Below are 24,489 nucleotides of genomic sequence, written 5' to 3'. Positions count from 1 at the left end.
CTTAAGCGACCGAAACTCTTCATCCCCTACAATCGATTGAAGACCTACGCTATGCTGTGAATCCATTTCTGAAGAGCCCGGTGCGGGAAATCCGCACGCCGGGTTCTGTGGGGGTTCGGGCCACCAGTTGGGTGGCCCTTCTACCCGGAGGGACTGAAGTTATTTTCAGTCCTTTACTCTAGTAAATACTTGAAAAACTAGTGTTTAACGGCCGCTGCATTCGTTATCGTTCCTCGGAACACTCCCAATGCGCTTAGTTCAGAAGTTGGTATATTTTCTCCCCCTAATGGAAAACATGTCTTTACAAAAGATATGCGGCTCTTCAGCGAAACAATGATGGGGAAGAAAAGGATGTCAGTGCAATGAACAAGCAATATCATGTCTCGGAAAACCTCGAGTTCAACTTGCACTTGCTCCAGAATCGTTTTTTCAATGAAGTGGATGATCTGTATATTCGTACGGACGATCAGTGCAATTTCGCGATCATTTATTTACACACGATGGTCGATCAAACGATTCTTGACCGCGATATTTTGCCGGTTCTGTACGAAACAAGTCCCGCCAATACCCCGGAAGAGATGTTTGTTTTTTTGAAGCAAAAAGCAATACCCGTCGGGGATACCCGGCAAGTTCACCATCTCGATAACGTTGTGCAAGCGCTTGTGCAAGGACAAGTTGTAATACTGATGAAAGGAATCGATTGCGCCTTTTTGACCTCCGCTTTGAATAACCGGCAAAGGCCAATAGATGACCCGAAGACTGAACCGGCCCTTAGAGGCCCAAAAGATGCATTTATCGAAAATGTCGATACCAACGTTGCCCTGTTGCGTCAAAGAATACATTCCCCTTTGCTTAAAATAAAAAAATACACGCTCGGAACAATCACGCAGACTCGTATCGTCATGGTTTACTTGGAACATGCAGCAAATGCCGAATTGATTGAGGAGCTTAAGAAACGAATCGAAAATATACATGTGGACGCATTCGTTTCGAGCTACCAATTGATCGAGTTTCTTCAGGATCATCCAAACTCTCTCTTTCCTACGCTCGCCAGTACCGAAAGACCCGATAAAATTGAATTCCAATTAATCGACGGAGGATTTGCCGTTATGGTAGACGGAACTCCGTTCGTGATATATGGTCCCATACAGTTCCTTAGTCTTCTGAAAGCCCCTGACGATTATTATTTTACGTTTTGGCTGAGCTCGGCCATTCGCATTTTGCGGCTCGGAGCTGTTCTTATTTCCCTGTTATTGCCTTCCTTCTATATTGCCTTAACGAGCTTTCATCAGGAGATGATACCGACCAAGCTTGCCATTAACTTATCGTCCGGAAGGGAACCCATCCCCTTTCCGTCAATGGTTGAGGTGTTATTGATGGAAGGCACCTTTGAACTGTTAAGAGAGGCGGCTTTACGTATGCCTAAACTCATTGGCAACGCGATCAGTATCGTCGGAGCTTTGGTCATCGGCGAAGCGGCTGTCAATGCGGGGATTATTAGTCCGATGATGGTCATTATCGTTTCGATAACCGCTATCGCTTCCTTTGCGATTCCCGATATTACGCTTGGTATCACAACCCGAGTCCTTAAATTTGTTTTTATCGGGTTGGCCGGTTTTCTTGGTTTTTTCGGCATATCTTGGGGATTGATGCTGTTATTTGCTTATTTAACGGGATTGCGTTCTTTCGGCGTACCTTATCTTACCCCTTTGGCTCCATTTATCCTTAGGGACTGGAAGGATACGCTGCTGCGCTTCCCCTTGAGGAACCTTGCCGAAAAACCCACCTTTGCTGCTCCGGAAGAGTCGTTACGTCGACAGTTTTCCGTGAAAAAAAGAAGGAGATGAAACATTGAACAGGCATGTTGATATCTCCGTGGGGCAAGCTGCCTCTCTAATCGGTTTGCTTTTGGTTATTCAAAGCCACGTACTGGCTCCGCCGGTAATGGCGGAATATGCGCATCAGGACATGTGGATATCCGTTATGCTGGCTATCATAGTGACAATATTCTTATGCGCCTACACGGTATGGCTGACGAACCGATTTCCTGAATACACCCTCATGCAATTTTCGGAGTTGGTATTGGGCCGTTTTTTCGGCAAATTGGTCGGCGGCGTCTATTTTCTGTATTTCATAACCATCACAATGATTCATGTGCAACTGATTTTGCAAGTATTCAAAACGATGTTTATGCCTCAGACCCCCGCTCCGATTTTCGTTGTCATGATCCTCGCATTCGCATATTACTGCTCTATCCAAGGGATTGGGACATTAGCCAGAATGAGTACCGTCCTGCTCATCATTTCGTACGCTACCATCATTTTTTTGTTATGTTCCGTTCTGCGCGAAGTTCGCTTCATCCATTACCTTCCCTTATTGCAGAGCGATTGGTCACAAATCGTTCACGCTTCCTTATTTACGTTCGCTTCCAATGGGCAGGTCGTTGTGCTGACCATGATACATCCCTATATCCGGTATCAAACGCAAAATAAGTCCTCCGCGTCCTTTATAGGGTGGATGATCTTGACCAGTCTGATTACAGGACTGTTGATCATGGAGTTTATCGGGATATTTTCGCCCTATCAGCTACAAAATCTCCTCTTCCCTACCGCCGAGTTGGATGCCCTGATCCGTATTGGAGAATTTTTTGAGAGGCCGGAAATGTTCTTTGTTACCATATGGACCTCTGTCATCTTAGTGGCCACCGGTTTTTTATTCTCCGTCGGCTATAACTCGATGATACAGCTTTTCAATTGTTCCGAAGGCTATAAGTCACGAATAATAGCCGCGATCCTGGTGCTTCTGCCAAGCATGATGCTGCAAGACTTCGATCGGTTTTCCCATTTCTTGCATGATGCATGGGTCTATGGGTCGATCGTTTTCCAAGCGGGATTCCCATTTTTGTTAGGACTGATTCACCTGGTCAAGAAGAGGTTCGCATGAAAACGAAGTTTGTTGTTCAAGGAACGGGCATGCTCTTGGCGATTTCGCTCATCGCCGGATGCTGGGACAAGCGCGAGATCAATCAACTCAATCTGCTCAGCGCGGCAGCTATTGATTCCGGCGTGAACAAAAAATACGCCATAACTTTTCTATGGTTTAATCCGTCAGCGCCTTCCGGAGGAAAGGGCGCACAATCACCAGTTTCATCGTTATCTTATACCGTAGAAGGAGATACATTGAAAGAAGCGGAGAGGGAATTATCGAAAATCTCCCCACGAATCCCCGTATTTTTCCATTTGGAAGCATTGGTGATCGGTAACGACCAGGCTAAGAAAGGTATACGTGAAATCATCGACCGATTCGCAAGAGATATCCAATTGCGTCGATCAAAATATTTGCTTGTAGCTGCGAACGATGGAGATGATATTCTTCAGGCGTCAACCCCGTTTGAGATGCCGGGAACAGACATCAGAGGAATTATAGAAAGATCGAACCAGTCATCCGAATATTCTCTGATCAACTTCAACGACTTTATGACGTATTATTCGGATCCTGATATCCTATCGTTTCTGCCGATGGTTCATGCCATACCGTCCAAAGGTATAAAGGGATCGCGCGGGAAACAAGCCACAGACACCTTGAAAGTTGAAGGAATGGCCATTTTCGATAAGGGTCGCATGATTGCCAAAATTGACGGGGAAGAAACCAGAGCTTGGCTATATACTCAAGGGAATATTGAAAAGGGTACGATTGTACAGTGGATCGGAACAGAGAATGAAACGGCGGTTTTCCAAACCTTGGCCCAATCCCGCAAGCTTGTTTTCGACCTAACCGACTCACCGATTCAGGTTAAGATCCATATCCGTACCACTGGCGTCATAGCCGAGGCATCCGACACTTCAATTCTTATGCAACCCAAGCAGCTTCAAAAAGTGGAAGAACAATTGGAAGGAGCGATCCAGAAGCAAATCGAACAATTGATCGGAAAAAGCCAGAGAGAAAAGATGGATATCCTCTTGCTCGGAAGGGAAATTCGCTCGTATCATCCAGATAAATGGAAGGAACTCAAGAGTACTTGGAGCAACGTGTATGCATCGGCAAAATTTCATGTAACCGTTCATGTGGATATCAAAAGTACAGGGATGTTGCGAAAAAATATATCGAAGTAAGGGCTTCTCTTGAAAATGTGACTTTTCCCTGCCCACGGACCGAACCCCTGAGGATTGCCCCTCTTGCAGGGCTTTCATCTTAGGCAAGCTGTTCACGGAAAACCATAAATATAGGACTCGCCAGGGTGTGCCCGAATCTTCTTCAAGGAGATTCGGGCTCTAGAGCGCATGCCCGTTCCATGAAACTCGATCGCTGGCCGAGGCGATTTATTAGTTCCCGCCGCCTCCGCAGCTGGAGCCGCAAGAAGAGCTCGAGCAAGAAGAGCTCGAGCAAGAAGAGCTCGAGCAAGAAGAGCTCCCGCTGCCGCCATCGTCGGACGAGGAGCAGGAGCCTCCATCGGAAGAATCCTTATGGCCGTTGTTATCGTTACTGGAGTTGCAACTGGAATTGGAGGTTCCGTCGGTATAGACGGAACAGCTGGACCCGGACGTTTCCCGTTGCTTCTCGCTTTCCTCCAGTACCGGGTCGAAGGGCGACAAATCGGTCGCCATGCCGAACGCCATCATGGTCCATAGCGGATCGGTCCCTCCATAGAAGGAAGAGCGTTCGTACGGGCGGCTCTCCTCATGGTAGGCGCGGGCTTGCCGGGATTTGTCCTGAAGGGCGCCCAGGATTCCTTCCTGAACGGCCGCCACGGCGGGATCGGCCGAATTCCGGAAGCGCAAAGCCGCGCGGATCCGGTCCGGATCTCCCGATTCGATCTCCTCCAGCAGGGCCGGAGGCATTTTGCGCCGATAGAACAATCCGAGCAGCCTGTGGTTCTCCGGGGCGACCCAGAAAAGGGCGGAATACACGAGCTCGAACGCGGCTCTGTCTTCCCATTGGGACTCCGAAGCGGCGGCATCGCCCTCATCCGTTCTGACGTTCGGTTGATGATGGATGTAGAATCCGGCGAATCGGTCGCAAAACTGCTGGTATTCCCGGGTGAACATCAGCATTTCGTGCCATATCAGATCGGCGTCGTCGCTGTACATCGGCACATGGCGAAGAACGGCGGCAAGAAGAAAGAAACGTTTCATCTCCATTTCCATCCACCCGTATTTCGCGTCTCCGATTTCCGGATGGCGGAACTTGACGCGTTCCCGAACCTGCGGCAAATAAGGCCCTTGAAGAGCTTCTTCCAGTTTACGGACCAAACCGTGAGCGTCCCCCTCGAGCTCCGGACGGATGCCGAGCGCTTCGGGGATAACGGACGAATAGGCAAACGTTCTGGGACGAGCTTGCGGTTCCGGAGCCGGCGGACCCCCGAGAATCCGCTTCAACCATTTCAACATGGATATCCCCTCCTGCCGACATTTTACCAAAAACGAATATCCGGAGTGATAAAATCTGATAGAATCTGGATAAAAAACATGATTTGCGTGAAGCACACGCCGCTTACTCCAATTCCTTGGAGTATTGCGGCGTTTTTTCATGAGGGGGGAACCATCGTGTCCGACTTCGAACAAGAATATGCATGATTTTGGATGCAGAGCGGTCAGTGACTGGAAATGCTGCGGCGAGATTTGACGGAGGCGGAAAGACCCGATGCCATGAACAATTTGCAATCGTGTAGGGGTATCGCAGAGGAGAGGGTCAATTCAAAAAAGCTGTCCGGCAAAGCAAAAACTTTGCAGACAGCTTTTTTGCAACCTTTTCGGTTCTTCTTCCGTCTAATCGATAACTACAGCACGCGGCGGGCGGTTATGTAGTTCTTCTTCCAGTAGGAGGAGTTCAAGCTGGAGATCTTCACCGAGGATCCCGAAGCGCCCAGCATCTTCCCGCTGCCGATGTAGACGGCAACGTGGCCGACGCCCGATTTGCCCGGACGTTTGAAGAAGACGAGATCGCCTTTCTTGAGCTGGCTTTTGCTCACCTTTTTCCCTTTGGTCGCTTGAGAGGCGGAGCTGCGCGGCAGCGAGATGCCGTGCTTCTTGAAGATATATTGGGTGAACGAGGAACAATCGAAGGCGTACGTAACGCCGGACGGGGCTCCGAACCGGTATTTCACCCCTAAGTATTTCTTGCCCGTGGAGATGATTTTTTCCGCTTTGGCGGTGGATTTCGAGGCCGCGCTGACGGTTGCTGCTTGACCGAAGCCGAGGGCGGCGAGCCCGATGACGGTACAGATTCCGACGCTGATTACTTTCCGGATGAGTTGTTTTCTAAGCAAGCGAAATTCCCTCCATCTTTCTTCTGGTCAGCGATTTATCCAGAATCTACTTTACCACATCTATAATCGCCTAATTTTTTCCACGAAGAATGTAAATCCCGTGTTAACGGCATGTTTTGGCTTCTATGAGAATTAAATGAGAATCTTTTAACGAAAATAAGCCCGTCGCTCCTGCTGGGAGAGACGGGCTTGCGGCCGTTGAACTCAACGATTCCGGCTCCACGGTGCGTATTTTTTCCGGTATTCGGTCGGATACATTCCGGTTTCCCTTTTGAAAATCCGGCTGAAATGACTGGAATCCGAGTAACCGACAATTTGCGCAATATCCTTGGTCAGCAGATTGGAGTCCTGACACAACAGCTCCTTGGCCTTGTGAACCCGGATTTGCACGATATATTTGGCGGGAGAAACCCCCTTGTACTTGGCAAAAACTTTGCTTAGATAGGAAGGAACAAGGCCGAACCGGTCGGAAAGCTTTTTATGGTCGATGTCTTCCGTCATATGTTCCTGCAAATACTTTTCCAGATTGTCGGCCAGGATCTCGTTTCCTTCTTTTTCGCTCTGAATCGGACCTTGCAGCGAGAACAAATAGTCGATCAACTGGCTGACTTGCAGGGATACCTGATCGTAGTCAAGCGCGTATACGATAATCTTGTGAATCTCCAATTCAAGCAAATCCTGCGTATAGGGCAAATCGGGTCCAAGCTGTTTAATCAGACTGCTCAAGAGCCGGTTCAATTCGTTCTCCACCGTGACTTGCTTGGCAGGCGCCCGGCCCCAGGTACCGATGAGATGCACGACTTCCGATTTGAACAGGTCCCTGTTTTGCTGCCCCACGGCAAGGTTGACAAGCCGAGCCATGAAAGCCTCGGAAATCATCCGGCCATCGTCCGGCAGCAGGTCGTCCTGGATGGATAACCGGATCGGAGCTCCGAAGGGGATGTTTTTGATCATCATGGAGCGAATGATTTGGGCCCAATGCGCGGTTTGCCGAATGTCCGAAAAGTAACGGCTGTATACGATAGAGACGGGAAGATCGTTGCCAAGCCGGTTCGCGAGCAGTTCCGCCCAAGTCCCGGGGGGGAGCAGCCCCGAATGGTTTTTGTAGATCGAAATCATGACCCACCGTTCCGCCACGGTTTTGCCGCCAACGACCGATAGGTCGCCGATTCCTTTCAGCTCTTCAGGGACCATGCGTTCCGGATCCCGATTATCCCAGTACGTCTTCCCGGGAATTTGCTCGTTGAACGAGATGAGCGGAACCGGTCCTGCGCAGCACAGCATGAGCAAATGCGAGGCATAGAGTTCCTGCCGCTCGGGAGGGAGGATCAGATGCGGCTCCCCGTTGATCAACGATGCAATATACTGTGTAAACGCATTTTTCTTGCGGGCCTGAATCTCGGAGTAGATCGCCTCGAGCAGAGTTCGGACTTGGGACCGCGAAACCGGTTTGAGCAAATAATGCTTCACGCCGAGCTGCATCGCTTGGCGTGCGTATTCGAAATCCTGATAACCGCTCAGGAGAAGGATTTCCGTGTCCGGGTACCGGTCGCGCACATGTCCGGCGAGCTCAAGGCCGTTCATGACGGGCATCCGAATATCCGTGATGATCAAATCGGGTTTGATGCGGTCGAGGAGCTCCAGCGCTTCCAGGCCGTTATAGGCCATCGCCGCCACTTCGAACATGTCGTGCGCGGACTCGACGACCACTCTTAGGCTGCGCTGAATCGGAGCTTCGTCCTCGACAATCATGACCTGGATCAATTGTGCCTCCTTTCGATCCGCACCATAGTACCCGCCGGTTTATTGTCGAAACTTGCTGTACGCTCTGATGATCCGAAGGCGAGATTTAAGCGGACCTATGCATGAAAAAATCTGCTACTTAATTTAACATGATTTAACATCCGGGTCTAATGCCTGAAAGGCGCTTTGGCCCGACAATGCTATGGTTATGTCGAAAAATAAAGCGGTTAACCGGCATCTATTTCAAAAATTGTCATGGATTAATCGAACAATATGACGATTTTATCTTGCGTATTCTTGATTATATGACGATTTTTGATCACTTTCGATATTTGGGATGGACGAACTGTGTCGAATGGTGAAGTATTATCGGAAATTTATGCATCATAAGTCCTTTAGTTTTTCTATTTAGTAACTATGTCCTAGGAAAATATAATTAAAACTATCGGACTAGAATTGAGGATGGTTCATAAGATAGTCAACTACGTCACTTCGTAACTTTCTTGATTTGAGGGGAATGATCTCTGCGCACAAACTGGAATAAAACGGAAAATATACAGAGGAAGCGTTTGCAGGGAAATGGAAAAAGTCAAGATTGAAAGGGGTTCTGAGGAGCAAGTCAATTGGAAATTGACTTCAGGCAGCTTATTCTATTCTAACTCGTCAGAATATTTTATACAAGCTTTTGTCGAATTAGGTGTTTGATGGTGAATGGACGAAAAATGGAGTTAATTGACGAATAACGTTTGGGAGGAAATCGGAATGCGGCAAGCGGATCAAAACCAGTACGTCGAATTCGGAATCGGCGAGGAGAGCTACGCCATTCTGATCTCGGACATCCACGAGATTATCCGGATGCAGGACATTACGGAAATTCCGAACAGCCGGCACTACGTGCAGGGCGTGATCAATTTGCGGGGAAAGATCGTCCCGGTCATCAGCTTAAGAAGCCTGTTTTCCCTCGACAGGGATGAGTTGACCAAATCGACCCGCATCGTCGTGGTCAATCATCTCGAGGAATCCGTCGGCATCATCGTGGATAAAGTGCACAAGGTCACCACGTTCAGCGATATCCAGCCTCCTCCGGAGCGTGTAGGCGGCATCAACGGCGATTACTTCGTCGGAATCGGAATTACGCCGTCCGGTTTGACCGGGATTCTGAAGCTGGATGAAGTGCTCATTCGGCAGTAGGGGGATAGGCGATGGCCAACATGACGGAGTATAAGTCGCTGTTCCTGGAAGAAGTAGAGGAGCAGCTGCAGGTCATGGAGGAGGAAATCCTCCTGCTGGAACAGGAGGGAGGCTCTGCGGAAGGCGTGCAGCGGCTGTTCCGGGCGGCGCATACGCTCAAGGGCTCATCCGCCGCCATGGGTTACGGCAGGATGAAGCAGCTGACCCACGCGATGGAATCCCTTCTCGATCAAGTGCGCAGCGGCGAATTTTCCGTCACCTCGGAATTGGCCACCTTATTCTTCCGGTGCGTGGACCGGATGAAACTGCTGCAGGCAGAAATCGCGGCTGACGGCGACGAATCGTCCGAAATCGACGACTTGGCCGCCGAACTGAATAAGCTGGGCAACAGTCGAATGCCGGAAAACGTGAAGCAGGCGGAAGCGGGTCAGCAGGTTCGCTCACCGTTCCTGCTGGAGGATGACAAGCTGGATTCGGCGCGCAAGCAGGCTGCGGCCGGCATGTCTTTGTTTCGGGTCGAAATCCGATTATCGGCGGACTGCCTGATGAAAAGCGTTCGATGGGATGTCATTGACGCACAGCTTCGGGAAGCGGCAACGGTCGTCTGGTCGGAAATCAAGGAGAGGGAAAACCAGGCATCGCCGGACGACGAAGATAAGGGTTGCTGGCTGATCGCGTCCGTCGAGCGAAGCGAGACGCTCGCGGAAGAAATTCGGTCCTGGTTCGATATCGCATCGGCTGAAGTGACGCCATGCAGCTTGCAGGAATTGGAGCCCAGATCCATTTCCCCGTCGGTCGGGGAAGAGGACAAAGCCGTGCGGGAGAAGGCTTCGGGCTCCTCGGGAGCTTCGGGCGTCATCGAAAAAACCAAAGCGCAGACGATCCGGGTGAACGTGGAACGCTTGGAGCATCTGATGAATCTGGTCGGGGAGCTCGTTATCGATCAGACACGGATTCGGCAAGTCGAGGGCATGCTCGGACAGAAATTCGGTTCCGACGAATCCGTGCAGGAAATGGGTTACATATCGGATCATCTGACCCGGGTGATCGGGGAGCTGCAGGAAAGCGTGATGAAGGTGCGCATGCTGCCGATCGAACAGCTGTTCAACCGGTTTCCCCGCCTGGTCCGCGACTTGGCGAATACGCTCGGCAATGAAGTCGAGCTGGTACTGGAAGGCAAAGAAACGGAGCTTGACCGCACCTTGATTGAGGAAATCGGCGATCCGCTCATTCATATTATTCGCAATGCAGTTGACCACGGCATCGAGACACCGGAAGCGCGCGTTCGAGCAGGCAAACCCGAGAAGGGAACGCTGAGGATCGTCGCCTCCCACGAAGATAATCAAGTCATCATAACCGTAGAGGATGACGGGGCGGGCATCGATACGGAGAAGCTGCTCGCTAAAGCGATAGACAATCAATTGATTCCCGCGAACGAGGCGCAGCATTACACGGAGAGAGAAGCCATCAATCTGATTTTTCACCCGGGCCTGTCTACGGCTCCCGAAGTCAGCGACATTTCCGGACGCGGTGTCGGCATGGATATCGTACGGGCCGGCATCGAGCGGATCAACGGCATGATCGAAGTGGAGGCCCACAAGGGCCGGGGAACCCGGTTCAGAATCCGGCTGCCTCTGACGTTAGCGATTATTACCGGCTTGATGGTGGATCTCGCCGGGCGGATTTACATCCTGCCGATGAGCAATGTCGTGGAAATCATCCGAATGGCGCCGAGGGAGATCCGGACCGCGGGCGGCGTTCCCGTCGTTACGCTGCGCGATCAGGTCATTCCCGTCGTGTGGCTGCACGATGCCTTCGGTTATCCGCGGACGTCTGGGACACGAAAGCAAATTCCGATGGTCATCGTCGGCCGGGCCGAGAAACGGATGGCGCTGGCGGTGGACGAGCTTCACGGATACCAGGAGGTCGTCATCAAAACCCTCGGCGCGTTCGTCGGAAAGACGGAGGGCATATCGGGCGCGACGATCTTGGGCAACGGCCAGGTGGCGCTGATTCTGGAAATCGGCGGGATTATGAAGATAGCCGGCGGGCAATCAGGGCGGAGCGCAACATGAACATGCAGACGACATAAGGGACATTATGGATCAGGACTGGGGCGTTCTGATCACTAGCCCATTCTAAGGAGAAGATTCGGTCATGAAATTAACGATCGGCAGAAAACTAACGTTTAGCTTTGTTTTGATACTGATCCTAATGATTGCGATCATCGGAGTAAGCTATTCACAACAGGACGCGCTTAAACGACAAACCGGCATGATTGTCAGCGACGCGATCCCGCTGGGCCAAGCGGCGAATGATATTCTGCTTGCCCTGGTGAACGAAGAAACCGGGGTTCGCGGATATCTGGTTACGGGCGACGAAGCCTATTTGGAGCCGTATAATGCGGGACGCAATAGCGTTCAAGAGTCGCTGGCTGTTGTTGAGAGCCATCTTGAGGGTCATCCCATCATGGCAGAATTGATTCGAGAAGCGAAGCCCAAGATCGAAAGCGTGGAGGAATATTTCAGCGAACAAATCGCTTTGGTTAAATCGGGGAAAATCGAAAAGGCCCGGGATAACATCGGAAATGGCAAGAAGCTGTTCGACAGCTTCCGGCAAACGAATGAGAAAATCAAGAGAGATGTCGCCAAGCTTACGAACGACTCGTGGATTGAAGTCATGAACGTCCAAAAAAAGGCCGCGATTCTGCTCGTCTTGATAGGCTCGTTTGCCATTCTGGTCACCATCATTCTCGTATTTGTGCTCGTGCGTGCCATCTCCAGGCCGATCATATCGGTTTCCGGTTCCCTCGGCCTTATCGCTGGCGGCAATCTGACGCTTGAGGAAATAAAGATATCCAATCGGGATGAAATCGGAGATCTAGCCCGATCGCTGAATCTCATGGTTGTGAATTTGCGCAGCACCATCGGATCTATTCTGGCGGCGGCGGACAACGTCTCTGCATCTTCGCAGGAAATTTCGGCCAGCTCGGAGGAAATAGCCAGCGGCAGCAACGATCAAGCTAAATCCGCGCAGACGATGAGCGAACTGTTCAAGGGGCTGTCTGAGGCGATCGCTGCAATGGCCCGAAGCGCAGAGCAGGCGTCCGACATGTCGAACCGGACGACGGAAATCGCTCGTGAAGGCGGCAAGGTGGTTGACGCTTCGATCCGCAGCATGGACCGTTTGAACGAGCAAATGTCAAAGCTGGAGAACGATTCGAATAAAATCGGGGAAATCATCGAAGTGATCGACGATATTGCCGAACAAACGAATCTGCTTGCTTTAAACGCTGCGATTGAAGCGGCGCGGGCCGGGGATCAGGGACGCGGCTTTGCCGTCGTCGCGGACGAAGTCCGCAAGCTGGCGGAGCGCAGCGGCGAGGCGACGAAACAGATTACGGCCATTATTAAAGGCATGCAAACAAACACGCAGGAAAGTGTTAAAGCGGTTGGGGAAGGCTTCGAGACATCACAAAAAATGGGAGAAGCTTTCCAGAACATCGTGTCTATGGTTAACGACTCCAGTCTGAAGGTGTCGGAAATCGCTGCTGCCAGCGAGCAACAGTCCGCGCAGACGTCGGAGGTGCTGCAGGCGATCGAAACGATCTCCTCTTCGACGGAGGAATCCGCCGCGAGCAGCGAAGAGACCGCCGCGGCGGCCCAATCGCTGGCCCAGTTGGCGGAGGATTTGAATAAAACGGTATCTGTTTTCAAAATCAGCTGACTGGAGGAGAACCCATGAACCTGTTCAAAAATCTGAAGCTGTACTATAAGATCTTTACGCTTATTGTGCTGGCTCTGCTGATGCTGATCTCAGTCGCTGTCATCGGTTACAACTATATCAACAAAGTGGCGGATAACGGGGATAACTTATACAAAAATAACATGCAGATCGTCGATTCGCTGCAAACGATCCGGAATTCGATGCGGGCAAACATCGCGAATTTCATGGAAATTATCGTTAGCAATGATGCGAACAAGATGAAGGACTTGAGCGAGCAAATCAAAGCCAGGGGGCCTAAGGTTCAGCAGCAATTCGCGCGTCTCGACGCGCTTACGATGCAACCAAGGAATAAAGCGCTATATCCGAAGTTTCAAGAACAATATGCCGCATACAGCAAGTTACGGGATGAAGGAATCGCGCTGGCGCTCAAGGGCAAGAACGAAGAAGCGTATGGATTGTTCCTCAACAAGACGGATGCCTTGATGAGGCAGACACTCGATACGATTGACCAGATGGTTGCCAATGCCAATGAAACGGCCGGGGTCATCAACGGCGATAACAAGAAAGCCGCCTCGACAGCCGTAACGATTATGATTATCGCCGCTCTGATCGCGGCCTCTCTTCTCACCGTCATCGGCATCGCCATTACGAATCTCATCACCCGCCCCGTGAAGAAATTACAGGCGCTGATGGGCCGGGCCGAGAAGGGCGACTTGACGGTGCAGGGGGACTACAACGCGAAGGATGAGATCGGCCAGCTCAACGCGTCTTTCAACGCCATGCTGACCGGGTTTAAAGATACGGTGGACAAGGTTCTGTCCGCTGCCGAAAGCGTATCCGCCTCTTCGCAGCAAATCTCCGCCAGCACGGAGGAAATCGCCAGCGGCAGCAACGATCAGGCCAAATCCGCGCAGACGATGAGCGAGCTGTTCAAGGAGTTGTCCGAGGCGATCGCTTCGGTAGCTCAGAGCGCGGAGCAGGCGTCGGATATGTCGAACCGGACAACGGAAATCGCCCGGGAAGGCGGCAAGGTCGTCAACGCTTCGATCCGCAGCATGGACCGTCTGAACGAGCAGATGTCCAAGCTGGAGAACGATTCGAATAAAATCGGGGAAATTATCGAAGTCATCGACGACATCGCCGAGCAGACGAATCTGCTCGCCTTGAACGCCGCCATCGAAGCGGCGCGGGCAGGCGATCAGGGGCGCGGCTTTGCCGTTGTCGCGGACGAAGTCCGCAAGCTGGCGGAGCGCAGCGGCGAGGCGACCAAGCAGATTACGGCCATCATCAAAGGCATGCAGACGAACACGAAGGAAAGCGTAAAAGCGGTCGGGGACGGTGTCGAAACGTCCCAGAAAATGGGCGAGGCCTTCGAAAATATCGTGTCGATGGTGAACGAATCCGGCCTGAAAGTATCGGAAATCGCGGCCGCCAGCGAGCAGCAGGCCGCTCAGACGTCGGAGGTGCTGCAAGCGATCGAAACGATTTCCGCCGCGACGGAGGAATCCGCCGCGAGCAGCGAGGAGACCGCCGCAGCGGCCCAATCTCTGGCCCAGCTGGCCGAAGATTTGAACCGAACCGTTTCGGTCTTCAAGATTCATTAAAGATGTATCCCATACAAGGAGATGTTCTCTATGGAAGAATGGCACCTGAAACCTTTTCAGGAATCGGCAAATAACGTATTCGGCATGTTCCAGTTGTCACCCCAAATCGGCAGTCCTTCTAAACGGGAAACGGCTTTCACAGGCAATGAGATCCTGACGGTCATAGGAGTGACCGGAGATCTTCGCGGACAAGTCTATCTGGGAATGTCGACAGCCGCCGCTATGAATATCGCATCGGTCATGATGGGAGGAGCCGCCATCGCCGAATTCGATGCCATGGCTCAAAGCGCCGTATCCGAGCTGGGCAATATGATCTGCGGCAACGCTGCGATTGCTCTTTATTCGAAGGAAGGGCTATCGCTCGACATTACTCCTCCTACCTTGGTTGCAGGGAGCGGAATGGAAGTGTCGGCGGTGAAAATGAACGTCGTTTCGATCCCGATTCATCTGGAAGGAATGGACGGAATGGAAATGAATCTGGCCCTTGAAGCCGGGAGAAACGAAGGGTAAGAAAGGAGAGCGGATACGGACATGAGAGTGCTGATCGTAGATGATGCCGCTTTTATGCGGATGATGCTTCGGAAAATTCTTGAAACCGCGGGATATGAAGTAGCCGGAGAAGCGGTGGACGGCAACGATGCGGTGGCCAAGTACTTCGAGCTCAAGCCGGATCTGGTGACGATGGATATCACCATGCCGGCCAAAGACGGAATCGAAGCGGTCGGCGAGATACGGGCCAAGGATCCGAAAGCGAAGATTCTGATGACTTCCGCCATGGGGCAGGAACCGATGGTGAGAGCGGCGATTCTCGCCGGTGCTTACGATTTCGTGGTCAAGCCCGTGGAAGAGGAACGGTTTTTGAAGGCGGTATCCCGTGCGGCAAAATGACTTGAACGATTGTCCGGGGACGAAAGTCCCCGATTTTTTTCGTTATTTATGTCGAATAATGCTACGATTATAAGTCTGAAGGAATTCAGAGCAGTACACTAGGTCTAATCTATGGACGGTCGAAAGCGAGGTGACCCGGATGAACGTCCAGCTGCTGCCCCATATCATGCTGCTTGTCCCGGCCTTATTCCTCTTCTGGATGACGGCGGAGATTTATTCGCGCAACCCCGGCAGCGCTCTGAACCGCTGGACGGCGCTAACCGTTTTTGCCTTCAGCTGCATGATTATGGGATTATTCCTTGAACAAACGCTGCCGATGGAGCTTGCGCCGCTCTTCGGGCGATATTTCACCTATACCGCTATCCTTGTATCCTTGACGGCCAGCCTTTATTTCGTGCACTTGTTCACCCGATCCCGGGTCCGGCCCGCGGTTCTTCATCTCCTGTCGCTGCTCCCGGCGACGGGACTCGGCTTTCTGTATTCGGGATCGCCCCGGTTCGGGATATCGGTGTTTCCCGGACCGGTATGGCGAACCGAAGTGAAAAGCGATGGATTAGACGTTCTCTTGCTGTTCTTCACGCTTTACTCCGTCGTCCTTTATTTCATCCGGATGAGCCAAGCTCTTCGAAAACTGAAATCCGAGCCCTGGCTTGTCGGGCAGAGGAGGCGCGTGCGGTTCTTCCTTGCGGCGAACGCGATCGCCTTGGCGCTAACCGCGGTTTGCCAATTCATTCTCAAGCCGCTGGGTCCGGATCATCCATACCTGTCGTACGAGGTTCTCTCCGTTTACCCGGTCCTGATCATCTGTTGGGCCATGCGGTATGCGATGCTCCATTACGGTTTCTTGTCCTCGACCGGCAGGCGGTACGAGATTCTGTTCGGGAAATCTCCGATCGGCGTTTCGATTTTCAACGATCAAGGCGAGCTGCTGGATGCCAATCCCGCTTATTTGCGGTTGTTGGGAGTTGCGAATCCGAGCGATTGCAGCAGCTGGAAGAAGAAGAGGATAGCGGATTTCGCCGCTTTTGACGACGGAGGAGACAATATAAGCCTAATGAGTCAGGGCTTCCGGGAGAAACGGTCGCTGCAGCTGAAGGGGGTGATGGTCAACCGTCTCGACGAGCGCTTTATCGTTGAGAAATCCATCGACTACTTCGAAATGGAAGGGCAAATGCTGGCATTCGCCATCATCCAGGATGTGACCGGGCAAACGGCCTATGAACAAAACCTGGCCTTTCTCGCCTATCACGATCCGCTTACCCATCTTGGCAACCGGAGATGGTTCTACGAGAATCTGGCCGGAGAGCTGGAACGGCTTCGCAGGACAGAGGAACGCCTTGCCGTCCTGCTGATCGACCTGGATCAGTTCAAGTGGATCAACGACACGCTGGGCCACCACGCTGGAGACGAGCTGCTGCGTTCGGTCGCGGAGCGGCTGAAGGAAGCCGTCCCGGCGGAGGCGATATTAGCCCGGCTCGGCGGCGACGAATTCGCGGTGCTGATTCCGAATCTGTCCTCGGAATGCGAGGCGGAGGGGCTTGCGAGGGAGGTGGTGGCGGCGCTGCGGAATCCTTTCCCCGTCAGCGGCCGCACCTTTCAGGTTACAGCCAGCGTCGGCCTGAGCCTGGCGCCGAAGGACGGACGGGATGCGGAAGAACTGATGCGCAATGCCGACTCCGCGATGTACAGCGCGAAGAAAGCGGGACGCGACGGATACGGGACATTCAGGCCCGAGCTGATAGCCGAATCCCAACGGTCGCTCATGCTGGTGAACGGGCTTCGAACCGCGCTGGAGCGGGAAGAGTTCACCCTTCAGTATCAGCCGCAATTCGATCTGCAAACCGGTCGGACGATCGGAGCGGAAGCGCTGATCCGCTGGCATTCGGCCGAATGGGGGGCGGTATCTCCGGGCGAATTCATTCCCGCCGCGGAGGAGAACGGCACGATCGTCCCGATCGGCGACTGGGTGCTTCGTTCCGCCATCCGGCAGGGCAAACGGTGGATGGAAGCGGGTCATGCCGGTCTGGTAGTTTCGGTTAACGTTTCCGCCCGCCAACTGAAGGATCGGCAGTTTGCGGGGCGACTGGCGGAGATTCTAGAAGAGGAGCAATTTCCTTCCTGCAATCTCTGCCTTGAGCTTACGGAAACTTCGGCGATAGAGGACATGGAGCAGTCTCTCCATATTTGCCGGGAAATCGTCGGGCTTGGCGTAACGCTGGCGCTCGACGATTTCGGAATCGGCTACTCGTCCATAGGGATGCTCAGTCAATTTCCGTTTCACACGATCAAGATCGACAAGTCGCTGATCCGCAACATTGAGAGAAACCTCAATGACGTCGATATCATTCAAACGATCGTGAAATTGTCCGGCAACAAGGGGATGAAAGTGTTGGCCGAAGGCGTGGAGACGGAATGGCAGATGGAGCTGCTGAGGCGATTCGGTTGCCATGCGGCGCAAGGCTATTTGCTCGGACGGCCGATGTCCGCCGATCGCTTCAGTGAACGGTTGAGCAGGCATGAAACGAAGGCGGAATTCAGATATCAGAGGTACCGGGGAATCGAGATTTGCGGAGGAGCCGTAATGTCTTTTCTAAACGGCGCCGGGAGGTACCGGCCCGTGGTGCTTCGATTCCTGGAAGAAGGCGGATTTGGCCGGCCCGAGCCGAACGGATGGTATCCGCTCCCGGATTTTTTGGCGGTATTGGGGGGCATTTCGGAACAATTGGGAACGGAAGCGCTCCACCGGATTGGTCGGGAAATTCCGGAAACCGCGGTATTCCCGCCGGACATCGGCAATCTCGTAGGCGCGCTCGCCTCCATCGACAAGGCATACTACATGAACCATCGGGGCGTGCAAACCGGACAAATCGGCCATTACCTGTTCGCCGCAACCTCGGACCGCTCGGGCGTCATGGTATGCGATAATCCATACCCTTGCGACTTCGATCTCGGCATTATCGAGGCGATGGCCGGCAAATTCAAAGAGCCCGCTTCGCAGGTCCGCATCGTTCACGACGTCAACGGCTGCCGCAAACGGAACGGATCCAGTTGCACTTATCGTATCGTTTGGTAAACCATGCGTATTGGAGTTGACTGAGAATGAAAGTTTTGCTGCTGCTGGTCTTCTTTTATACTCCGTTCCTGATACTCATTGCCGGAGCGGCGGAAATATACCGGAGGAATACCGGCAGCGCGCTTTATCGCTACTCGGCGGCGATGTTGCTCACCAACGCCGTCTTCTTTCTGGGCGACATTCTCGTGCAGACCTTGCCGATCGAGTATGCCCCGGACATGCATCTTTACGTCAAAACCGGCTCCGGATTGCTGAATATGACCGCAGGCATTTACTTTATTCAGAAAATGACCCGTTCATCGGTCCGGCCCGTCTGGTTCCATATCGGCGCGCTACTGCAGATTGCAGGAATCGGCGCCCTGGCGTTCGGACGGCCCTGGTTCTACGTCGAGGTTCATCAGGGTGCGGTCTGGAGAACGGTGGAGCGCAGCGAAGCGCTTGTCCTTCTTCTGCTCGTCTCCGTCGCTTATTCGTTTGTTTTATTTTTCTTTCACCTGGGGTCCGCCAGCCGAAGGCTGAAGATCACCCCTTGGTTGTCCCAGGAGAGGGCGAGAGTTTTCCTCTTCATCAACACGACCATCGCCTTGATGCTCTGGGTCGCACTCTGGCAGCTTTATGGGGCGCGGGCATTCTGGCAAAACGACTATCTTCAGATCGATTTGATCACTTCCTACGGAAATCTGTTCTTCTGCGGGGCGATTCGATATGCCATGGTTCATTACGATTTCCTGTCTGCGCCGGAAAAGAGGTACAAGCTGTTGTTCCGGGAAACCGAAGACGGCATTGTCATTTTTGACGAAGCTTGGCGTTTCGTGGACGCGAACCCGGCTTTCTTGCGAATGATCGGCATCGAGGATAAGAACGACGGGAGCTGGCAGGGCGCTTCTTACACGGAATTTGTGCATTTGGAAGGCAGCTTGCCGCAAGGCGGGCAGATCCAGCGGGCAAGAACGGGCAGCGTGCCCTTGCACATGGATCTTCGTTTCGTCAACAGGCAGAACCGCTCTTACGATATCGACGCCCAAGTGCATTTCTTCGAAACGGAAGGTCAAATCGGTTCCTTCGTCATCGTCAAGGACATCACCTCCCGGAAGGAATATGAACAAAAATTGACTCTGCTGGCCTATCACGATCCGCTCACCAGACTGGCCAACCGGAGACAATTCTATGAAAAACTGACGCAGATGCTCGGTCGGCCCGGCTATCATGCCGTGCTTCTCATCGATCTGGACCAGTTCAAGTGGATCAACGATACGCTCGGCCACTTTGCGGGCGACGAATTGCTGCTGAAGGCGGCGGAGCGGCTGCAGAAGGCGGTGCCGAAGTACGGCTGCGTCGCCCGCTTGGGTGGAGACGAGTTCGGCGTGCTGCTTCCCGATATCCAGACGGAATACGAGGCCGACGCGTTGTCGCTGGATTTGATCAACAAGCTGAGACACCCTTACGACCTCATGGATCAATCGCTCCAGGTCACGGCTAGCATCGGCATCAGCATCGCGCCCAGGGACGGAACCGACGCCGAAACGCTGATCCGCAACGCAGATACGGCCATGTACCGCTCCAAGCGGGAAGGCCGGGATCAGTACCGGAAGTATAGGCCGGAACAGCGGGAGACCGCGCAAAAAGCGCTTGTGCTGGTCAACGGGCTGCGAAGCGCGCTGGAGGAGCAAGAATTCACGCTGCATTATCAACCGCAAGTCGATGTGCGGACAGGCCGGATTGTCGGGGCCGAAGCGCTGCTGCGCTGGTTTTCTCCGCACCTGGGCGCGGTTTCGCCGGCCGATTTCATTCCGGTCGCCGAAGAGACGGGAGCGATCGTCCCGATCGGAGAATGGGTTCTCCGCGCGGCTGTCAAACAAGGCAAGCGGTGGATGGAAGCGGGACATGCAGACCTGAAGCTGTCCGTCAATCTGTCGGCCAGACAGTTCCGCGATCCGGATCTGGTAGGCCGTCTGAAGGAAATCCTCTCCGCATACGATTTCCCGGCAGGCAATCTGTGTCTGGAAATTACGGAAAGCGCCGCGATCGAACAACTGGACCAGGCGCTCGCCGTCATTCATGAAATGAAGCGGCTTGGCGTTTCGCTCGCCATCGACGATTTCGGAACCGGCTACTCCTCGCTCGCCATGCTGAACCGGCTTCCGTTCCGGACGGTGAAGCTCGACAAATCGCTCATCCGGGATATCGGGAAGGACCGCAAGGATGCGGCGGTCGTCCGCATGATCATGAACTTGTCCCGCCGCCTGGAGATGGAGGTCCTCGCGGAAGGGGTGGAGACGGAGGAGCAGCTTCGGCTGCTCAAACGGTTCCGGTGCCACCAGGTTCAAGGTTATTTGTTCGGAGCCCCGATGCCCGCCGAGGCCTTGAACGAATGGCTGGCCGCGCGTCAAGCGTTTGCAGCAGCTGATCAGACTTCGGCTAAGGGAGACCACACGGCGTGATAACCATCCAGAGGAAGGGGAGCGTGTCCGGGTGAGCGGCCTGATCCTGCCCTTATTGTTCATTTTTGTTCCCGTTCTGATGTTGGTCTATATGGAAGCGGACATCCATTCGCGGAATCGGAAGAGGCCTAACCGTTCTGCCATTCGGTAACGGTATCCGACGGGGGGATTTCGATCGCGTCCGGATTTTTCGGCAGCTTGGAAGAAGCGGGGCAATGGTTGTATGAAGTCGATGGAAACAGAAGAGGAACCGTTGAACGATAACCTCAAGAGAAGGATGGACCGGACAAATGGCGAAAATATTAGTGGTTGACGACGCTGCGTTCATGAGAATGACGCTGAAGGATATGCTCTCCAAAGGCGGGCACGAGGTGGTCGGCGAAGCGGAAAACGGCGTGGAAGCGGTTGAGCAATACCGCAAATTGAATCCCGACCTGGTGACGATGGATATCACGATGCCGATCATGGAAGGTATCGAGGCTGTCCGACAAATCAAGCAAGAGTTCCCGAACGCGAAGATCATCATGTGTTCCGCGATGGGACAGCAAGGAATGGTCGTCCAAGCCATTCAGGCGGGAGCAAGGGATTTTGTCGTAAAGCCGTTCCAACCGGAAAGGGTGCTCGAAGCGGTGAAGAGGGTTTTGGGATAAACGGGATGGAAGGCGTTGCCGAAAGGCGCTCAAATTCGAAGGATATGAGGGGTGTTGAGGATGGGAAGTTTGTTGTTTGCCGGGAAGCGGGGTGAAGAAATGTCCGGGAGCTTGCCGATCACGCATCTGGAGCACGCAATGAATCGGTTTTCGGTGAAATACCGGCTCACGAAGCGCGAGTCCGAAATTCTTGCCTTGATCATGATTAATGGATGCACGAACCGTGAAATCGCCGATCGATGCGTGATCAGCGAGAAAACGGTCAAAATCCACATCTCCAACATGATGAAAAAAGTGGGTACCAGTTCCATACGCAAGCTTTTTTCCTTGCTCTTCATCAATTTGAACCGAGACCTGTTTCAGCATCACGGACTGGAGAGATAGCGCGATTCCAAGCGAGTAAACGTTCGCCAAGCGGAAGGTGCAAAGGAGAATTTCCATGGAAACCGGCATGAACTTTCCCCAAGACAGCCGCCTGTTGCATGAAACGATCAGCCGTCTGGACATCGTTCTCTGGGCCCGTGATTATGAGACAAGACGGTTGTTATATATTTCGGAGGGCTGCGGAAGAGTTTTCGGGATTTCACAGGAGGACGCGTTCCAGCTCAGCAGCTTTGTCCACATCGTACATCCGCACGACTCGATGATGACGGCTGAGAAAATCTACGGCGGGACTCAACAGACGGTCGAATACCGGATCATTCACCCGCAAACCGGAGAACTGCGGTGGATTCAGACGCAAGTCAGACCGGAAACGGACGCGTACGGACGAATGAAATCCATTCACGGAATATCGATCGACGTCACGAACCGGAAGCTGCCGGTGGAAATCATGAGGACGCAGAACGAAGTGTTAAGTCTGATTGCGCTTGGTAAACCGTTATCGGAAATTCTATGGAAAATCGCGGAACTCACGAACACCCAACTATCGGGGCGCGCTTGTTCGATTCTCCTCGTGGATCAGGAAAGGCAAGTGTTCGTGAACGGGGCTTCGCCCGGTTTCCCCGACATCTATCAGGATGCGATGGTAAACAGGCCTTTCCGTCAATTAAATAATCCTAGCGTACAAGCAGTATTCTCCAAAAAGCCGGTCATCGTTCCCGACGTGAGCCGCGAAGCCGCATGGGAACATTCCGCTTTCAATCAGGCAGTCATGGCGTTCGGATTGAAGTCTTGTTATGTCTATCCGATTTTGTCGGTTGACCATGAAGTGGTTGCCGTGTTTGCGCTCTATTCCCAAACCAGGGGGGAGCCTGGAGAATATGAGCCCGAAACGATCGAATCCTTCACCCATCTGACTTCGCTTGCGATCGAACGGAAAGAAAACGAACGGAAAATCCGGAAGCTGGCGTATTACGACTCCCTCACCGGATTGTACAATCGGAGTTATTTTACCGACAAATTTCAGCAATTTCTGGACAACAAGCATCCGATTAACGGAAGGGCCGCTCTGCTGTACATCGATCTCGATCAGTTCAAGTGGGTGAACGATTCGCTCGGTCACGATGCCGGGGACCAGCTTCTTGTCGAAGCGGCTGGCCGGATGAACGGCTGCTTGTCGGAAAATCAAATTCTTTCCCGCATCGGGGGAGACGAATTTGCGATGCTGGTGCAAGACATTGCTACGGAGGCAGAGGCTTTTCAAGCGGCCGGGAAAATCAAGGATTGCTTCGATCAGCCCTTCTCGATCAGAGGGCACGAGTGCCGAATCGGCCTTAGCATCGGCGTATGCTTGTATCCGGATCACGGTTTAACGGCCGGCGAATTGATGAAGCATGCCGATACGGCCATGTACCAGGCCAAATCGGGGGGGAGAAATAAAGTGAAGCTTTACCATCCTTCCTGGAATGATGCCGTGTACGACAGATTCGTGCTGCGTACTCAATTTCATAACGCTCTACTCGAAAAACAGTTCTTCCTTCACTACCAGCCGCGAATCGAATTGTGCAGCGGTGAAGTTCACAGCGTGGAGGCGCTCATTCGCTGGAATCACCCGGTCAGAGGGCTGATTTCGCCGTCCGAATTCATATCGCTGGCCGAAGAGTCCGGATTTATCGTTACGCTGGGTGAATGGGTCATGCGGGAAGCATGCAGACAAAATAAAGCATGGCAGGATCGGGGTTACCCGCCATTGCGCGTCGCCGTGAACGTGTCCGCGCAGCAGTTCAGGCAAGAGTCGTTCGTTTCGAAGGTGAAGGAGATTTTGATGGAGACGGACCTTCATCCCAGGTTTCTGGAAATCGAAATTACCGAAAGCGCGCTCATGGATCATGAAGAGCGGATCATCCAAACCCTGCATCGGTTGAATGAAATGGGCGTCTATGTAGCCGTCGATGACTTTGGTACCGGTTATTCTTCGTTAAATTACTTGAAGAGGTTTGAAGTCAATGCTCTCAAGATTGACCAGACGTTCATCCGCGATCTTCAGAGCGATAGGAAAGACGAATCGATTACCCGAATGATCATTTCTTTGGCTTCCAGCTTGGGGCTCGATGTCATCGGGGAAGGGGTTGAAACGAGGCATCAGCACGACTTTCTGCTTCAAAACGGTTGCCGGCATGCACAGGGTTATCTCTATAGCAAGCCTCTGTCCGCAAAGTCAATGGAGGAGCAGCTGATTCGTGACATGCAATTCTTCAGCCTAAACCCCCGAAGGGGCAGCCCATGACGAGACTTACCCGGAGCTGAGGCTCAGGAACAATTCCTAAGCCGCGCGGAAGAAAGAAGCGATAGCCCGGGAAATGGCCGGAGGCACGCAGAACGTTGCGGCTGCGACGGAAGAACAATTGCCCGCCATGCAACGAACCGAATCCTCCGCTGCTTCGTTATCTCGGTTAGCGGAAGATTTAAGACAGGCGACGGAGCCATTTTCCCTTCGTTGGCGCCCAGGAATGAACAAGAAAGGGGG

17 protein-coding genes are annotated in these 24,489 nt (G+C 52.8%); 14 read left to right on the top strand and 3 right to left on the bottom strand.

Annotation, left to right across the window (positions count from 1 at the left end; translation table 11 throughout):
• Positions 1 to 362: 362 nt before the first annotated feature.
• The 3 genes from GE107_RS25305 to GE107_RS25295 are packed head-to-tail and all read left to right on the top strand — an operon-like array spanning position 363 to position 4,112.
• The gene (locus tag GE107_RS25305) at positions 363 to 1,847 is read left to right on the top strand and encodes a spore germination protein (protein WP_219644431.1); all 1,485 of its coding nucleotides are present in this window, start codon (positions 363 to 365) and stop codon (positions 1,845 to 1,847) included.
• Between the two features lie 4 nt (positions 1,848 to 1,851).
• On the top strand, positions 1,852 to 2,943 hold the full coding sequence (locus tag GE107_RS25300) for a GerAB/ArcD/ProY family transporter (protein ID WP_219644430.1): 1,092 nt from the start codon (positions 1,852 to 1,854) through the stop codon (positions 2,941 to 2,943).
• Complete coding sequence (locus GE107_RS25295) at positions 2,940 to 4,112, top strand: Ger(x)C family spore germination protein (protein ID WP_219644428.1); 1,173 nt, start codon at positions 2,940 to 2,942, stop codon at positions 4,110 to 4,112. The genes GE107_RS25300 and GE107_RS25295 overlap by 4 nt, the downstream gene beginning before the upstream one ends.
• Before the next feature lie 210 nt (positions 4,113 to 4,322).
• Here the strand turns inward: GE107_RS25295 and GE107_RS25290 are convergent, their stop codons facing one another.
• The 3 genes from GE107_RS25290 to GE107_RS25280 all read right to left on the bottom strand — a co-directional run bounded on the left by GE107_RS25290 (position 4,323) and on the right by GE107_RS25280 (position 8,029).
• On the bottom strand, positions 4,323 to 5,387 hold the full coding sequence (locus tag GE107_RS25290; RefSeq protein ID WP_219644426.1) for a glycine-rich domain-containing protein: 1,065 nt from the start codon (positions 5,385 to 5,387) through the stop codon (positions 4,323 to 4,325).
• A 389-nt stretch (positions 5,388 to 5,776) separates the two neighbouring features.
• Complete coding sequence (locus GE107_RS25285; RefSeq protein WP_219644424.1) at positions 5,777 to 6,265, bottom strand: C40 family peptidase; 489 nt, start codon at positions 6,263 to 6,265, stop codon at positions 5,777 to 5,779.
• A gap of 204 nt (positions 6,266 to 6,469) precedes the next feature.
• Complete coding sequence (locus GE107_RS25280; RefSeq protein ID WP_219644422.1) at positions 6,470 to 8,029, bottom strand: response regulator; 1,560 nt, start codon at positions 8,027 to 8,029, stop codon at positions 6,470 to 6,472.
• Between the two features lie 741 nt (positions 8,030 to 8,770).
• On the opposite strand from GE107_RS25280, the gene GE107_RS25275 reads away from it, so the two are divergent.
• The 11 genes from GE107_RS25275 (at position 8,771) to GE107_RS25225 (ending at position 24,249) form a co-directional block, all read left to right on the top strand.
• Positions 8,771 to 9,199 (top strand): chemotaxis protein CheW, encoded by a 429-nt coding sequence (locus GE107_RS25275; RefSeq protein ID WP_219644420.1) that lies wholly within the window; start codon positions 8,771 to 8,773, stop codon positions 9,197 to 9,199.
• An 11-nt stretch (positions 9,200 to 9,210) separates the two neighbouring features.
• Positions 9,211 to 11,274: a chemotaxis protein CheA gene (locus tag GE107_RS25270; protein ID WP_219644418.1), complete on the top strand. Its 2,064-nt coding sequence runs from the start codon at positions 9,211 to 9,213 to the stop codon at positions 11,272 to 11,274.
• A gap of 82 nt (positions 11,275 to 11,356) precedes the next feature.
• The gene (locus tag GE107_RS25265) at positions 11,357 to 12,925 is read left to right on the top strand and encodes a methyl-accepting chemotaxis protein (RefSeq protein WP_219644416.1); all 1,569 of its coding nucleotides are present in this window, start codon (positions 11,357 to 11,359) and stop codon (positions 12,923 to 12,925) included.
• A gap of 14 nt (positions 12,926 to 12,939) precedes the next feature.
• Positions 12,940 to 14,529, top strand: coding sequence for a methyl-accepting chemotaxis protein (locus GE107_RS25260; RefSeq protein WP_255570863.1), 1,590 nt, complete (start codon positions 12,940 to 12,942; stop codon positions 14,527 to 14,529).
• Positions 14,530 to 14,559: 30 nt separating this feature from the next.
• Positions 14,560 to 15,039 (top strand): chemotaxis protein CheX, encoded by a 480-nt coding sequence (locus tag GE107_RS25255; protein ID WP_219644414.1) that lies wholly within the window; start codon positions 14,560 to 14,562, stop codon positions 15,037 to 15,039.
• Between the two features lie 21 nt (positions 15,040 to 15,060).
• Positions 15,061 to 15,417: a response regulator gene (locus tag GE107_RS25250; RefSeq protein WP_219644412.1), complete on the top strand. Its 357-nt coding sequence runs from the start codon at positions 15,061 to 15,063 to the stop codon at positions 15,415 to 15,417.
• A 139-nt stretch (positions 15,418 to 15,556) separates the two neighbouring features.
• A complete protein-coding gene (locus GE107_RS25245; protein ID WP_219644410.1) occupies positions 15,557 to 18,490 on the top strand; it encodes a sensor domain-containing protein in 2,934 nt (977 codons plus the stop codon).
• A gap of 26 nt (positions 18,491 to 18,516) precedes the next feature.
• The gene (locus tag GE107_RS25240; RefSeq protein WP_219644408.1) at positions 18,517 to 20,931 is read left to right on the top strand and encodes a putative bifunctional diguanylate cyclase/phosphodiesterase; all 2,415 of its coding nucleotides are present in this window, start codon (positions 18,517 to 18,519) and stop codon (positions 20,929 to 20,931) included.
• A gap of 290 nt (positions 20,932 to 21,221) precedes the next feature.
• Positions 21,222 to 21,581, top strand: a complete 360-nt coding sequence (locus GE107_RS25235) for a response regulator (protein WP_219644406.1) — start codon at positions 21,222 to 21,224, stop codon at positions 21,579 to 21,581.
• A 60-nt stretch (positions 21,582 to 21,641) separates the two neighbouring features.
• Complete coding sequence (locus GE107_RS25230) at positions 21,642 to 21,965, top strand: helix-turn-helix domain-containing protein (protein ID WP_304517923.1); 324 nt, start codon at positions 21,642 to 21,644, stop codon at positions 21,963 to 21,965.
• A gap of 55 nt (positions 21,966 to 22,020) precedes the next feature.
• Complete coding sequence (locus GE107_RS25225) at positions 22,021 to 24,249, top strand: bifunctional diguanylate cyclase/phosphodiesterase (protein ID WP_219644404.1); 2,229 nt, start codon at positions 22,021 to 22,023, stop codon at positions 24,247 to 24,249.
• Positions 24,250 to 24,489: the final 240 nt, after the last annotated feature.

Source organism: Cohnella sp. CFH 77786 (assembly GCF_019400745.1).
Lineage (GTDB): Bacteria > Bacillota > Bacilli > Paenibacillales > Paenibacillaceae > Cohnella.
Note: the sequence above shows the minus strand (reverse complement) of the source record. Positions and strands in the feature narration are given on the sequence as shown.